This window comes from Cystobacter fuscus, from assembly GCF_044360685.1.
GTDB classification, from domain to species: domain Bacteria; phylum Myxococcota; class Myxococcia; order Myxococcales; family Myxococcaceae; genus Cystobacter; species Cystobacter fuscus_C.
This window is the reverse complement of sequence record NZ_CP043491.1, coordinates 7,628,736-7,643,254: the sequence shown is the minus strand read 5'-3', so window position 1 is coordinate 7,643,254 and position 14,519 is coordinate 7,628,736. Positions and strand designations below refer to the sequence as shown.

Annotated in this window: 13 protein-coding genes; 7 read left to right on the top strand and 6 right to left on the bottom strand. The window is 66.5% G+C overall.

What is annotated here, in order from left to right:
• Positions 1–15: 15 nt before the first annotated feature.
• Both F0U63_RS31270 and F0U63_RS31265 read right to left on the bottom strand, forming a co-directional pair.
• A complete protein-coding gene (locus F0U63_RS31270) occupies positions 16–648 on the bottom strand; it encodes an ankyrin repeat domain-containing protein (protein WP_395835447.1) in 633 nt (210 codons plus the stop codon).
• Positions 649–704: 56 nt separating this feature from the next.
• Positions 705–1,535 (bottom strand): hypothetical protein, encoded by an 831-nt coding sequence (locus F0U63_RS31265; protein ID WP_395835445.1) that lies wholly within the window; start codon positions 1,533–1,535, stop codon positions 705–707.
• Between the two features lie 285 nt (positions 1,536–1,820).
• Here F0U63_RS31265 and F0U63_RS31260 point away from each other — a divergent pair, with 285 nt between their 5' ends.
• From F0U63_RS31260 to F0U63_RS31240, 5 genes are all read left to right on the top strand, one after another.
• Complete coding sequence (locus tag F0U63_RS31260; protein ID WP_395848454.1) at positions 1,821–2,669, top strand: DUF2381 family protein; 849 nt, start codon at positions 1,821–1,823, stop codon at positions 2,667–2,669.
• Positions 2,666–4,591, top strand: a complete 1,926-nt coding sequence (locus F0U63_RS31255) for a serine/threonine protein kinase (protein WP_395835443.1) — start codon at positions 2,666–2,668, stop codon at positions 4,589–4,591. Before F0U63_RS31260 ends, F0U63_RS31255 begins: the two co-directional genes overlap by 4 nt.
• 388 nt (positions 4,592–4,979) lie before the next feature.
• Positions 4,980–6,104 (top strand): serine/threonine protein kinase, encoded by a 1,125-nt coding sequence (locus tag F0U63_RS31250; RefSeq protein ID WP_395835441.1) that lies wholly within the window; start codon positions 4,980–4,982, stop codon positions 6,102–6,104.
• Between the two features lie 347 nt (positions 6,105–6,451).
• Positions 6,452–6,844, top strand: coding sequence for a hypothetical protein (locus F0U63_RS31245; protein WP_395835439.1), 393 nt, complete (start codon positions 6,452–6,454; stop codon positions 6,842–6,844).
• A gap of 295 nt (positions 6,845–7,139) precedes the next feature.
• Complete coding sequence (locus tag F0U63_RS31240) at positions 7,140–7,508, top strand: hypothetical protein (protein WP_395835437.1); 369 nt, start codon at positions 7,140–7,142, stop codon at positions 7,506–7,508.
• Between the two features lie 225 nt (positions 7,509–7,733).
• Here F0U63_RS31240 and F0U63_RS31235 read toward each other — a convergent pair whose 3' ends face one another.
• Positions 7,734–8,180 (bottom strand): hypothetical protein, encoded by a 447-nt coding sequence (locus tag F0U63_RS31235; protein WP_395835435.1) that lies wholly within the window; start codon positions 8,178–8,180, stop codon positions 7,734–7,736.
• A gap of 319 nt (positions 8,181–8,499) precedes the next feature.
• The gene (locus F0U63_RS31230) at positions 8,500–10,539 is read right to left on the bottom strand and encodes a hypothetical protein (RefSeq protein ID WP_395835433.1); all 2,040 of its coding nucleotides are present in this window, start codon (positions 10,537–10,539) and stop codon (positions 8,500–8,502) included.
• 135 nt (positions 10,540–10,674) lie between these two features.
• Between F0U63_RS31230 and F0U63_RS31225 the strand changes: the two genes are divergently transcribed.
• Positions 10,675–11,109 (top strand): PaaI family thioesterase, encoded by a 435-nt coding sequence (locus F0U63_RS31225; protein ID WP_395835431.1) that lies wholly within the window; start codon positions 10,675–10,677, stop codon positions 11,107–11,109.
• Entirely contained in the window at positions 11,106–11,978 is an 873-nt protein-coding gene (locus tag F0U63_RS31220) for an alpha/beta fold hydrolase (protein WP_395835429.1), read from the top strand. Before F0U63_RS31225 ends, F0U63_RS31220 begins: the two co-directional genes overlap by 4 nt.
• Before the next feature lie 4 nt (positions 11,979–11,982).
• Here the strand turns inward: F0U63_RS31220 and F0U63_RS31215 are convergent, their stop codons facing one another.
• Positions 11,983–13,671 carry an AMP-binding protein gene (locus tag F0U63_RS31215; RefSeq protein ID WP_395835427.1) on the bottom strand — a complete coding sequence of 563 codons (1,689 nt, stop codon included), beginning with the start codon at positions 13,669–13,671 and terminating at the stop codon, positions 11,983–11,985.
• Between the two features lie 9 nt (positions 13,672–13,680).
• Entirely contained in the window at positions 13,681–14,508 is an 828-nt protein-coding gene (locus F0U63_RS31210; protein WP_395835425.1) for an acyl-ACP desaturase, read from the bottom strand.
• Positions 14,509–14,519 lie beyond the last annotated feature (11 nt).

Here is a 14,519-nt window from a genome sequence, read left to right as displayed (position 1 = left end):
CGCGCGACCTCCGTTCTACAATGGCATGCGGTCCTTCGCTCCTCCGAGCAGCTCGAACGTGGCGTCCCACGTCTGGGAATCGGATTCAGCGCGCGGTGGCATGCAGTAATGAGCGGGCCGCTTGTCTTCGTCTGGGGCCCTCGGGTCAGCGCCTGCGGCGAGCAGCAGCTTGATCATGGGGAGGTCCAATCGAAGTGCCGCAAGCCCGAGAGCCGTGTATCCAGAAATCCCGCCCCAGTCGTTGATGGTCCGGGCTGCTCCCGCGTACAGGAGCAGAGCAGCCATGGCAAGGCTGCCCACCTCCGCGCTTATCCGCAGTGGCGTGTCGCCTTCGCCGCTGCGCACGTTGGGGTCGGCCCCCGCCCTCACGAGCACCTCAAGGGCCGCCACCTCTTGCTCGCAGACGGCCGTCAACAGGGGTGTTTGGTCCCGCTCGACATCCCAGGCATTGACGTCCGCGCCGTGCTCGATGAGCACCTTGAGCATGTCGACCTCGCCTCCATCGCAGAGTGCGAAGATGGCCTCTTGCAGTGGACGCAGCCCCCGCCCCTCTGACTGTGGCTCGTTCGGATTGGCTCCCCCTTCTAGCAGTGCCTTGACCCGTGCTGTATCGTGCTGTTTGATCGCAGCGAAGAGATCCTTCGACATGATTTACCTATCCGCCATCGGATGACCTGAGACGCAATTCGTCCCTTCGAGTCGCTTCAGGTACGCGATGCCTTTTTGGAGGTCACCGATTGCTTTATCATGGCCAGCATCGGATTTTCCTCCGATTCGAGTTCGTCGAGCTTACTGTTCTTACAGATTTGACCTTCGTGACGAGGAACACGGTCATACTCCTCGACGGTGGTGTAGAACTTACCTTTCGCTGGATTTACCGTGGTCCGCCAAATCTTGGGTTCCCTGACGGCCATGAGCGGGGCCGAATCAAAGTCCGGCACGACCTCCTCTGCTTCCTGACGCTCAAATTCCTCCATGAGCCGCCGCGACTCCTCCGCCACCTCCCGCAGACGGGCCTCATACTCCCCTTGAGCGTCGACCCACTTCGGGCGACGGTCGATGTTCGGCCCGGCGGTGCTGGAGGGATAGAGCAGGACGAGGCCCACGAGCAACGGACCTACGCGGGGGAGGAATTCAGCCAGCGTCCTGGCGCGTCCAGCCTGCGCGACGCCCTCCGCCCCCCTCACCACCTCGGCGGCCTGCCCGCTCGATTTCGCGGCGCGCGAGAAGCGCTCGAAGGCCCGTTCCGCTGCGGTGAGCTTGCGGTTCAACTGTTCCCACTGACGCAGCTCGATGTCTTGGCGTGCCCGAGATAGCAGTGCCCTGGCCTTGTCCAGGTCCGCCTTTCCAATCCACGACCGTTCCGGTGTCGGTTCCATCGGCGCGGAAACGAGCCGGATGCGCGGGCCCGAGGAGGGAGTCGACGCGAAGGCATGGGGCCGTGGCATCGACTGCGGGGCGGGCGCGCTCTCGCAGGCTGAGGCCAAGAGCAGAAGTACAAGGCAGGCTCGGAAACGCATGGGAAGGTCCTTCATTCGAGCTAGGACCTGGCGGGTCCTGGCGGGGCCGCTCAGAATATGAAAGGGCGCCCCGACAGCTACGGACAAGTGCGCCGGGGGCACGGAACAGGCCAGGGTGCCGCAGCTGCAACTCGGGCCAGGGCGAGCGCAAACGCAGCGGCAGCCCATGCTCGGGGGCGGTGCAGGCTCTAGGCCGCCCCACGGGTGAGCGCAGCCCACGCACGAAGTACTGCGGGAAGCTGCTAAGGTGCCCACCTGGGAGGTCATGCACCTTTGCTCCAATCCTCTACCTTGGCCCTCGTGCTTCTACTCCTCGGGGCCGTGGCACGGGCGCAGCCGGCACCGAATCGCATCCATCGCCAGCGCTCGATCACTGTCACCGGCAACCCCGCTGATCAGCTGCCCGAGGTACGCGGCGCAAAGGGCATCGGGATCACGTTCCACTTTGACGGGCTGATCCATGAAGAGTCCATCAGGGTGGACGAGTCCCGCATCCGCATCGTGGACGTGGGCAAGAAGTCTCTGCTTGTCGAACCCCTCACAGAGCCACGGGCGGATCAGCCCTCGGAAGTGTCAGTCATGTTCGCGGATGGAGAACAGGAGCGCGCCGCGTTCAGGATGGTTCCTCACCCCTCCGATGTGGATACGTGGATTGAAGTGACACGGCAGACGGAGCAACCCGGCGCAGTTTGTCAGGCGCGGATTGATGAACTGCGCGCCCGTTGTGGCGCTCAGCGCCCTACCGCGTTTCGGCGCTCAGGCCTCCTCCCGGACAGGGGCATCCTGGCGCGGACGTTTGAGCGGTACGCGGACACTGCTGGCGGCCTCGTGTCAGAGGGGGGCGTGTCCTTTCTTGGGCGTGATTGGGCTCTCGTGGACGTGGAGATCCGCAACCCGACCGGACAACCGTGGGCGCCGCGCGTGGCGACGTTCAAGAGCAAGGACGGAACGCCCGTAACCGTGCGCCTTGTGACTCCCGAGACGGAGGAGATTCCACCCGGAACGTCCCGGAATGTGCTGGTGGAAACGGACGATCCGCCCGCTGGGGCGGGGGTATTCTTCACCCTCGAAGTGAGCGGAGCGGATGGCCGTTTCCTGCGGGTGGGGAACGTGGAACTCGCGCCACGCACGCTGGAGGGCAAGCGGTGATCGTGTTCATGAGAAGCAAGGGGCTCCCAGCGGGCACCATGGTTGACGGCTGGAAGGTCGTGCGGGCGCTGGGCGGTGGGGGCTTTGGTGCCGTGCTGCTGGTGGAGAAGGACGGCAAGCTTTTCGCTCTGAAATTCGCCCTTCATCGAGAAGCCAGCCGCGACGATAAGCGGACGCACGCCCGCACGCTGCGCGAGTTGGCGATCCTGCTGACGACGGATCATCCCAACATCATCAAGCCGCACGGCTACGGCAAGTATCCCGACGCGCGGAAGGGAAACGTCTTCGTCGTCCTGGACTACGTGGAGGGCTGGACGCTGGCCCAGTGGGTGGAGCGCAAGCACCCCACGGCGGAGGAGATCATCCGCGTGTTTCGGAAGATCGCCGCCGCTCTGGCGTACCTGCACGCGCGGGGCGTGCTTCACCGAGACTTGAAGCTGTCCAACGTGCTGATCCGCAAGAGCGACGGGGCGCCCATCATCATCGACTTTGGGTGCGCGATTCACACTCACTCCGAGGAGTTGACGGACGTTCCCATTCCCCCAGGCACCCCGCGCTACCAGCCCCCGCAGGTGTTTCGCTTTGCTCGGGAGAACAAGAACAAGCCCGGTGCCCATTACCCGTTCCAGGTGGCAGACGAACTCTTTGCCCTGGGGGTGATGCTCTACGAGGTATTAACGGAGCCGCGCCCCACGGAGGAGGACGGGAAACCCGTGCTCAACAGTCTGCGGGAGGTGCCCGCGTCTCCTCGGGTGAAGAATCCCCGAGTGCCCGAGGCTCTTAGCGATCTGGTGATGGACCTGTTAGAGCGCGAGCCCGAAGACCGGCCAGAGAGCGCCGAAGCCGTGGAGCGCGAGCTAGCGGAACTGGAGGAGCACAAGGGGAAGGAGTACGCCGCGCCTGTTCACCCTCCCTCGGAGCAGCGAGCCCCCCCGGAAGACACGAACCTGATCCAGCTTCCCGAGACGGAGCGGCGCGGCTTGGCTGCCCGGCTGGCTCTCCACGTGGGCGCGCTCACTACGCGCATGCTCCGCTGGCGCAAGGGGTTGGCCATGGGGAGCGCGGTGGTTGCCGCCGTGCTGACTGCCGCGTTGGCCCTCTGGCCTTTTCAGGGGGAGGAGCACACGCACCCACCCGAGACGCGCGCGCCCGTTGTCGCATCCGCGCCAAGCGCGAGCCCCACCACGCCGCCTGCGTCGCCTGCCGTCCCTGATTCCCGAGCGGGAACGGCCCAGAACGCTTCGACGCCCCGAAGGGGGCAAGCGATGGACTCAGCGCCCGCCGTTCCTGCCGCCGTACAGAAGGAAGGATCAACCGTGACGACCGAGAAGCCTGACGCCTCCAAGCAACCGCCCACCGCACGGGCACAGAAGCCGCAGCGTGACGCGCACGCCGCCGAGTTCCTCGCGTGGTGCAAGTCCTTTGCGATTGTGGGCACCGTCGCAGCCGTTGCCGCCGGGTGCCCCGGTGCCCAGGTGCGGCCCGAGCCCTTCGAGTGCCCCGCAGGCGCGTGGGAGTTGATGTGGGAGAAATGGAAGTGGGGTGACAACGGGATCCGCGTGCTCCTTGACGACAGGTACAAGGAAGATGGGGACTCTTGGTTGCAGTCCGGTCCCGTTGTCGGCGTGTCGCTTCAAGAGACACAACAGACGCGCTCCAAGAAGCCTGTCCCCGTGGGCACCCGGTTTATCGGGCACCTGTGGGTCGTGCCCGAGCCGTCCCGGAGCGGCAAGCCTGGGCATGTTGTCGTGAGGTATGACCGCATGGAGTTTCCCAATGGGGATAAGGCGCCCGTGTGCCTGATCGCAGGTGGCGACCGGACCCTTCCCGTGGAAGAAGTGAAGGACGGCACCGGGAGAGTCACGGGCATGGTCGGCCGAGCCCGTCCCGTCTACCGCTGGAAGCTTGAGCGGCCCGAGTAGCGCTTCGCGTCCGCCCTCCGCAGCGGCGCACGGGCGCCGCAGCTTCCCGGTCCCGGTGGAGAGCGCGCCAGGGGCGCAGCGGGGCTCTCCCCGGCGCCGCGCGCCCATCAGACACTCCGGGAGCTCTGCTCGGGCAACCCTTCCCGTGGAACATGCGCTAGGGTTCGCAGCAACACCCACCGTGGTACGCGGCGCGCGTCGGACGATCACTCACTCGTGCGCGGCTGTCTTCCTTGGCTGCTACCTCCCAGGTAGGTAGGCAGATTTTCCTCTGTCCCGCACGCTTTTTTCTGACCTCCTACATCGTTCACTCCAGGCCCATTCCTTGGGTAGCCTCCTCTTCCGCGCGCGGCGATTGCGCCCCGCGAGTTCAAGGAGAGTCCCACACATGGATGTTACGGAGTTTCACATCCCGAAAGGGGCCATCCTCTTTTCCGAGGGAGGGGTGTCCTACGAGTTCCGCAAGCACCTGGGAGAGGCCAATCACGGGCTGAGTCTGTTTCTGGCTCGCAAGCGCACCACAGAGGGGCCAGGGGGCCGTGTTCTCCTCAAAGCCATTGGACTGCCGAGCGGGCGGGCTGGCGCGCGCGCCTTCAAGGCCCGCGCGAAGCTGGAGGAGGAGGTGACGCTCTCCATGGCCTTGGAGCACCCGGGCATTTTGCGCGTCCTCGGGATGCACAAGGCGGAGGGAGCTTGGTACGTCATCATCGAGCACCCCGAAGCCAACCGCTTGGAGGATCTGTTGACTCTGGTGATGGAGGGTGACGGGTACTTCTCGCCGTCTTTCGTGCTCTACGTGGGCGCGAAGGTCGCGGACGCTCTGCACCATGCCCACTCCCGCACGGATACGAACGGGCGCCCGCTGGGCATCGTTCACCGTGCGATCAACCCCGCAACCGTCTTCATAGACTGGCGCGGAGGCGTGAAGCTGGCGGACTTCGGTCTAGCGCTCTCCAGCTTGCCCGGTCGCATCGTGTCCACGGTGCGGCGCCCCCAGGGCGATGCCTATTACTCCTCGCCTGAGATGCTCATGGGCGTCAAGCCCGATGCCCGCTCGGATCTGTTCTCCCTCGGGCTGGTGATGCTGGAGAGCGCCACCGGAGAAAACCTGCTCTATGCGCCTGACGGTGTACCGGAGAAGGTCAAAGCGACGCTCTCCCGCAGCAAGCGTGCCCGCGTGGAGCGAGCGATCAGGCGGGCGAAAAAAGCGGGCTGTCCTGATGAGGTGGAGGGCATGATCTGGCGGGCAGCGACCTACACGCCCGAGGAGCTTGACGCGCTGACCAAGGAGCTTCCGCAGTCATTGAAGGTGCCCCTGTGCAAGCTGCTGGCGCGTTCACGCTCGGAGCGCTTCCAGACGGCCGCAGAAGTGGCGGACGCTCTGCGGGGCTGGCTCGGGTCTTCGTTCGGTGCGCGGGAAGCGGCGGACGAATTGGCGAAGGTTGCAGAGGAGGGAGCAGACAGGCTGGCGGAACTCGACATGCCACGGCGCAAGAGTGCACGGAGCGCGTAATGTGTCCCGAGGGGGGCCGCGTGTCCGACGCGGGCGCGCTCTCCCGCCGCTTCCATGTGTCGGCGCGCCATCGAGGCGCGCGTCTCGCCGTCGTTGACCCCGCCCGTTGGAAGGCTGGGGGCCGCATGTGCCCTCAGTGTTCCCCTCCAGCGGGGAATTGAACGGGACGAGGCGGGACGGAGCGGGGGAACGATCCGGTGGATGTCCCCCGGGCTGTGCGCCGGGCCGGTGGGCAGACTGTGGAGGCTCCTTGGGGTACACGCCTGCCCAGGCAGGATCCACCATCTTCCGCTTTGCACGCTGACGATCTCACCCGGTAGGCTGCGTCCGCAGCTACGGGGGCATGCATGGGCAATTTTCTCGCCAGCGGCAACGGACATCAGAACGCCAACCGCCGGAAGGCGCTGGACTACGTGCTCAATAACATTGAAGGCGTCACCGCCGTAGATGAGCGTACTGTGGAATTCCCACCGTATGGCCGGTGCCACTTCGCCGCCTACACTGACCCGAAGGGCGCCATGATCAGCACGCCGGGCCGAGGAGATGACGTGTTCGGCTCGGTCGATTGGCACTTCCGCGATGCGATCATGATGTTCCGAGACTTCGGCGACGGGCGCTGCATCATCTACGTGTGCCCGATCAAACCGCTCTTCAGCGTCCGCACCATCGGACACCACGGAGTTCGCTGGGAAGACGTGCTCAATCTGGCCAGGTTCAAGCACGTCTTCAAGCCGCAGTAGCCGGTCCGCGCGTCCGTACTCTTGGGCGATCCGGCCGATGCACATGGCGATTGGACAGTCCGAGGATCAATGCACTGGCACGGTTGGTGGCCTTACTTGTGCCGTGGCACTGAACGCCGAGGGCTGCGGAGCCGCCTTCCTCGCAGACTTCTACCGGGCCAGAAGGTCTGACGCGCGGGGCTCCATGGGCCCCGCAGGCGAGCCTGGACGCGTGCGCTCCACCGGGTATAGATGGCCGTGAGGATCCGACGAAAAATGACGGTCGAGTCGAGCGAAGGACCGAGGGCTGAGCACAATGGTTGACCAGGACGTGCTGTACAGATTGCTCGTCAGTTGGGCGCAAGGTCTGCCGAGCAGGCAGATCGGGACGTATACGCGGCTCACGCAGGAGTACTACGCGCAAACGAACGTACGGATCGATCCGCACCATGGCTGGTCTGAACCGTTAGGCGAGCTTAACAACCACCTGCACGCGAATCTGCCGGGCTCACCGCCGCTTTCGGCGCTCGTCTACAACGAGAGCGAGAACGAACCGGGAGCTGGTTTCTGGGGTAGCGCCCCTAATGTGCCACCGAGGCCCGCGCAGATGCAGCAGGCGCAGGCGCTCTGGGCGGGAATCGTACAGCAGGTCATCAACTTCAACTGGCCAGCGCAGCGGCCCTGAGAATGTGCTGACGAGGGGAGGTACGGGTCAGTTCGGAGAGCTACAGCAGAGGCTGAGAGCCGCATGTGCCCTCACCTGGACGCACGAAGGCTCCACGAGTCCGGCTCCACCTGCCTGACGCGCGTCCCACGAGCCCAGCAGGTGAGCCAAGAAGTCTCTTCCCAGTTGTCGCGGGAGTGCCTGCTCGGGCAGGGTGCAAGACCCATTTCCAAACGTACCTATAGCCTACAGGGTCCGGGGCGGATTCATGGAAGCAAGCTGGATTTCGCGCTCCCATTGACGGATGGTCTCGAAGGACAACTCCTTCGCACGAAGGCGCCGCCACTCATCGGTCACGCGGTTGATGTGGGCGTTTCTGAAGTCCATCCCTGGTGCCGCGTCCCGCAGTACGGCGGATTCGGCGTAGTCAGCAGATGAATATAACGGGACGTCGTTGAACATGTAGTCGAGGATGCCGACCGTGACCACCACGGCCCGTGGCTTATCGTAGTCGGCCGCAGGATCGACCACCGGTTTCAGAAGTGATTGGTAATCCGGAGTCACGAACGCACCGCTGCTGTCGGTAAAACCGAAGCGTACGCCCAAGAACATGAGCAGGCGGCTGTAATATTGGTCGTGGAGGATTGGCGGCAGCCCAGTCAGGAACTGCCAGAGAGCTTCATTCGGTTTCATGGAGTCACCCTGTTCGCTTCCACAGCGTGGTTTAGCGGACCCGCTCAGAGTCGCAACCGCACCGACCCATTGAACCGGGCAGCTTTGTTGGCATCTGGCCAATATGCACCGAGGCTTAGACGCGCAGTCGGTGATGACGGAGGGGCACTGCATGTGCCCTCAGTGTTCCCCTCCAGCGGGGAATTGAACGGGACGAGGCGGGACGGAGCGGGGGAACGATCCGATATGAGAGCAAGGCGTTAGCCGGTAACAGCGCGACCTGCTTAGGGTTTTGCTTCCGCCTTGTTGCGGGTTCGATTCCCGCTGCCCCGCGCGGGGATTACTCCACCACCACGGTGGCCGTGGTGCTCGCCGCGAGGCCGAAGTCCTCCTGATAGAGATTCAGGTCCACCGTGTGGCTGCCCCACGCGCTCGTGGGAATGCTCTTCGTCATCGTGAAGGTGAAGGCCCCGCCTGGAGGCAGATTCACGCCCCACTCGGACCAGGTCGTCTCCCACGCCGAGGGCAGGGTGGACACGAAGTCGTACCAGACCCAATCGCACGAGGCGGAGTCGTTGTTGGTCACGTTCACCGTCCAGGTGACCGCCGAGCCCGGAGCCGCCGTCCGCGTCGCCGGAGACAGCATGAGCGTGGGCGGTGTCTGGATGCAGCGCTCGACGAGCTTCACCGTGCTCGTGCCCTCCACCGTGTAGCCGTCGCGGGTGACGGCCACGCCCGCCGTGTAGAGGCCGGGCTCCATGCGGTAGGGCACATACGTCTGGAGGGTCAGAGAGGCCGTGCTGGACGCGGCGACCGTGACTCGCGAGGGCAGGGGATCGGCGCTCCAGCCGCTGGGAATGATGGGCGCGAGCTGGAAGGTGCTCGGGCCGCAACCCGCCGAGTCCGGATTGGTGAGGGCGAGCTCGAACTCCGGCTGCCCCCCGGGTGACACCGTGTCCGACAAGGGCGTCGCCTTCACCTGGGGCAATGCCCTCACGCACGGCTTCTGCGCATACCGCACGCTCACCGTGAGCCCCGCGGCCGTCGCGGACTCCACCGTCACGGAGAGGGTGCTGTACGGGTCGTTCCACGTCCTTCCCGGCCGCAGCACGGGATCGCTCCAGGACGCGGTCTCCGGTGTGAAGTCGAGCAGGTCCGAGGACTCCCGCGTCTCCGCGTCCTCGTAGTGCACGAGCGCGCCACCGAAGACCTGGGCGTCCAGCGTCCCCTCATAGGCCCCCAGGGGCTGGTGGTACTCCAACCACAGCCAGCCGCCACTCGTGGCGCCACGGCGAACCTTGAGAGCCTTCAACCCACCGGAGGACACCACCGGCGCGAGCGTGAAGGTGCCCCCCTCGCCCTCCACCTGAGCCACGGAGGCCGCGTCCAGCCAGCCGATGCGTGCCTTGTGCGGTGCCGTGTAATGGCCCAGGTTCCACGCGCCCATGGTCGAAAAGACGTCCCCGTACTCCACCACGGTTCCCGGGGTGCCCAGGTAGCCGAGCGGCTCGGCGCCGAAGTCGCGCGAGCGCGCATGGCCCAGGGAGAGGTTGTGTCCCGCCTCGTGCGTCACCAGCTCCACGGCCCGGTCGTGGTGGGACAGCTCCTCGGCCACGAGCCACGCGCTGGAGGCGGTGACCGTGCCATCCGGCGTCGACAGCGTGCCGCAGGACAGCGAGGCCTGGCCCGAGTAGGAGCAGCCCTCCTGGGGCCGGGGATGGACGATGAAGACGCGGTCATACCGGGTGAAGTCCACGTCCGCGTTCGCCGCTCGCAGGGCCGCGTCGCGCATGGCCTCGGTCTCGTTGCAGGAATAGGCCCGGTCCAGCGTGTACCAGCCCTCCACGTCGCCCGTGGTCGTGGTGCGGCCCTCGGACACCTCCCGCCAATAGCCGGCCAGCGAGCGGCGCGTGGTGGAGAAGAAGATCTCCCGCGTGGCTTCCACCGTGTTGGCCGGTCTCGGCATGCCCGGGAACGCCGCCAGGATGACCAGGGCGCGTTGCTCGCCCATGACGCCGCACGTCCCGGCGGCGGCGGGAAGAGCCTCGGCGTGGCGCTCCACCTCCACCTCCTCGGCGAGGAACTGGTGGCCCATCTCGCGCCCGCGCAGCTTCAGCCGCGCGCCACTGCGCAGCCCCTCCGGCTCGCCCCGGCTGAAGACCACCGGGCGGCGCTGGCCCTCCCGGTCGAGGACGTACTTCAGACGCGACTTTTGGAGCGACGGGGAATCCTCCACGAAGACCTCCAGCTCCCCCTCCCACTCCTGCCGCGGCGACACCTCGTCCTGGGCCGGTGACGGGCTCCTCTCAGAGGACGGCGCCTGCGTGCCACAGGCCATGAGCCACATCGCCGCCAACATGCTCCACGTGCGGGACATCATTCCTCCAGCCAACGGCGGCCCGGGAGGACCGCCGCGCGCCTTCTGCCCGCCGCCGCGCACGGTTGCAACGCCTCTTGAAAAAAACACCTATACTGAGACTCCTCTTCACGTTCACTCGCCTCCGGGGGAGAGCCGATGACGTCCGAGTCACCCAACGAGTTGTACTTCGCCTCACTCCACAGGCTCTTCGAGCGCACGCCCGCGCTGAGCTTCGTGAGGCAGACCCTCGAGGAGCTGGCACCGGGGCGGGCGCGGCTCGCGCTCGAGCCGGATGATCGTCACAACAATGGCGCGGGCTGCATCCACGGAGGCCTCATCGCGACCGTGCTCGACAGCGTGGGCTGGTTCGCCTGTGCCACCCGGAGCGAGGGAAATTGGCTCGTCACGGCGGAGTTCAAGGTGAACTTCCTGGAGGTCGCCGCTCATGAGCGGGTGATCACCACGGGCGAACTGCTCAAGAAAGGCAGTGAGCTGTTCCACGCCCGGATGGATGCGCGGACCGAGCGCGGCCGGCACGTGGCGACCGCCCTGGGCACCTACACCCTGCTGCCGCGGAAGTTCCGGCCATGAGTGCGAGCGGACAGGCGCTGTTCATCGAGGGCCCGGGCCCTCGCATCGCCTGTGAGGTGCTGGGGGCGGGACCGGACGCGCCGACGCTCCTGTTCGCTCATGGCAACAGCAGTCACCGTGGCGTGTGGCGGCCGGTCGCGCGGCTGCTCCCGCGCGAGTTGGACGTGCGCTCCGTCCTCATGGACATGCGCGGGCACGGTGACAGCGAGCATGTCCATCCGCCCGCCTACAACCCGGCCGATCACGCCACGGACCTGGAGCGCGTCGCACGCCACCTCGCGCCGTCACGTCTGGCGGTCATCGGGCACTCGGCGGGCGCGCTCGCCGTCACGGCCTTCGCGGCACGCTGTGCGCGCGGAGAGGCGGACTGTCCGCGCCCCTCGGCGCTCGCCTGGGTCGACATCGATCCGTGTGTGCCCTCCTGGCAGGTGGAGTTCTTCCACGCGCGGGCCGACGGCATCCGGCGGAGCCATGCGGACGCGGACACGGCGATCCGTCAGCTCATCCGTGGCATCCAGAAGACGAGCGTGGGCGTGAGCGAGGAGGCCCTGTGGGACTTCATCGCCACGGGCCTGAAGCAGACGCCCGAGGGCTTCTCGGTCAAGTTCGATTCCCAGACCTATGCGACCTGGAGCCCCGGGGATCTCCGTTCGCTCCTTCCGCTCGTGGACATCCCGGCGCTGCTCATCCGCGCGGGTGACAGCATCGTCACCAGCGAGCAGGGCATGGCCGAGCTCCAGACGGGCTTCCCGCGCTCCACCCGGGTGGACATTCCGGGCGGAACCCATTTCGTCCCGCTCGACCACCCCGAGGAGCTGGCGCGGGCCCTGGCCCGGTTCCTCCAACAGGAGTGGCTGTCCCGGGAGTGAGGGCTCAGAGGCGGAGCTGGAACAGCAGGGACGCATCCCCCGGTCCCTGGCTCCTGCGCTTCATGACGTGGCGCTGCAACTTGCCGCTCGTCGTCCGGGCGATGGAGCTCTTCTTCACGAGCAGCACCTCGAGGCTCGCGAGGCCCACCTTGCGGCGCACCACCTTGCCGATCTCCCGGGCCAGGCCCTCGAGCTCGGTGGGCGCCCGCAGCCCCGTCTCGGCCAGGCAGATGATGCGCTCCTCGCCCAGGGGCCCTCCCACGAAGGCCACACAGCCTCCCCGGTGGACGCCCTCCAGGGGACGGACCACGGCCTCGATGTCCTCGGGGTAGTAGCTCTCTCCCGACTGCTTGAGCACGTCCTTCGCCCTGCCGACGACGTAGAGGCGGCCGTCCTTCTGGTAGCCCAGGTCTCCCGTGCGCAGCCACCCCTCCTGGAAGATCTCCGCCGTGAGCCTCGGGTTGCGGTAGTAGCCCCGCATGACGGCGGGCCCGAGGAGCTGGATCTCTCCCACCCGGTCCTCGCCCAGGACCGCTCCGTCCTCGCCCACGATGCGCAACTGGAGGCCCTCCACGGGCCGGCCCAGGGCCACCACGCCCCGGCTCCCCGGCACCGAGCGCTCCACCCGGCGCACCTGCCTGTCATTGCCCAGGGCCGCGCGATCGACCCAGTCCACGTGCACCGGCTCGCCCACCGCGGGGAAGGTCGCGGCGAGCACCGCCTCCGCCAGCCCATAGACGGGGTAGAGCGCCTCGGGCCGCAGTCCGGCGGGGGCGAACTTGTCGGCGAAGGCCTCCATCAGCCGCGCATCCACGGCCTCCGCTCCGTTGACGGCCAGGCGCACCGAGGACAGATCCAACGCCGCGACCTCACCGGGCTCCACGCCGTCACACAGCCAGGCATAGGAGAAGTTCGGTCCGGTGTAGATGGTGGCCTTCACCTGGGAGAAGTAGGCCAGCCAGCCCGAGGGATCCTTGATGAAGGAGTAGGGCGACCAGACATGCGCCTGACAGCCATTAAAGAGGCTCGTCAACAGGATGCCCACCAGCCCCATGTCATGGAAGTGGGGCAGCCAGCCACAGAACACGTCCTCGGAGTTGAACCCTCCACTCGCCACGATGGAGCGCAGCCCCGCGATGGCATTGGCATGGGTGATGGCGACGCCCTTGGGCGCGGCGGTACTTCCGGAGGTGTATTGGATGAACGCCAGCTCCTGCGGCTCCGGCTCGAGGGGCTCCGGGCTCTCGCCCGCGCCACCTTCCGCGACGAGCTCCTCGCTGGACAGCAGGTGCAACCCCTCGGGCGGCTGGCCCGCGCCGAGCAGCTCCATCAGCGAGGTCTCGACACACAGCCACTGGATGTCCCCATCCCTCAGGATGGGCGCGAGGTGCTCGAAGTAGCCCGAGAGATCCCTGCCGCCCGTCAGGGCGAGGGGAACCGGGACGCCGCCCGCCCGCTGGACGCCGAAGAAGGACAGCAGGAACTGGGGGCCCGTCTTGAGCAGCAGGCCCACGGGCTGGCCGCGCTCAAGCCCCCGCGCTCGCAGCCGCCGCGCCACGACCTCGCTGCGTGTCTCCAGCGCCTCGTAGCTCAGGAAGGCGTGCTGCGCGGGATACGCATAGCCCCGTGTGGGAAACGCGCTCCGGGTCCACCGCAGCGCCTCCACCAGCGTCGAGATGTGCTCAGGTGTCATGGCCCGCTCCTAGGTGGCGCGGACCGCTCGCACCCAATCCGCCAGCTTCTGGGATGCACTGGATGCGTTCGCGGCCCTCTGGACGACGCGCAGCAACTCCGCGTAGGCGACGGTGTGATCATAGCCACCCGCCGTGTCACTGACTTCCAAGGACCATCGCCAGTAATTGTCGAGCTGCTCGGCCAGCGGCATCTTGAAGGACTGGAGCGCCTCCTGGATCGCCGGGAGGACGTCCTGTCCCAGCTCCTCGATGTAGGCCTCGAGGATGCTCGCGTAGAAGGCGAAGTGCCGGGCCTCGTCCTTCTGGATCCGGTTCAGGAGCACCTTGAGCACGGGCTCTTCCACCGTGCGGCCCAGCATCTGGTAGTAGAGCTGGGTGGCCTTCTCCTGGATGACGGTGTACGTGAAGATCTGGACGGGAAGCTCGCGAGGGAAGTGCCACGTCTTGCGGCCCTGCCGGCACAGCTCGGCGTGAAGGGCTTCCTCGCTCTGGATGCCGGCGCGCACCTGGTAGCGGCCAAAGAGATCCGCGTGCCGGTCCTCCTCCTGGGCCCAGCGCATGAGGAAGCGGAACAGCTCCCGGTTGTGCATGAACTGGCCGGGAGAAACCGAGTCATCGGTGGGAAAGTGTTTCAGCACGTCCTGGATGTAGCCCGGGACGTGATCCTCGATGAGGGTGACGAAGCGGATGGCCGAGCCCTGGGCCTCGGTGAGGCGGTCCGCCTGGAGCTGCTCCCAGGGAATGTCCACCGCTCCCCAGGGCCTGGTCTCCCACCGATCGATGTAGTCGGTGACGAGCCGGCGCATGCGCTCAGGCTGGATGTGCGTCTTGTGCATAGGCCCCCCCG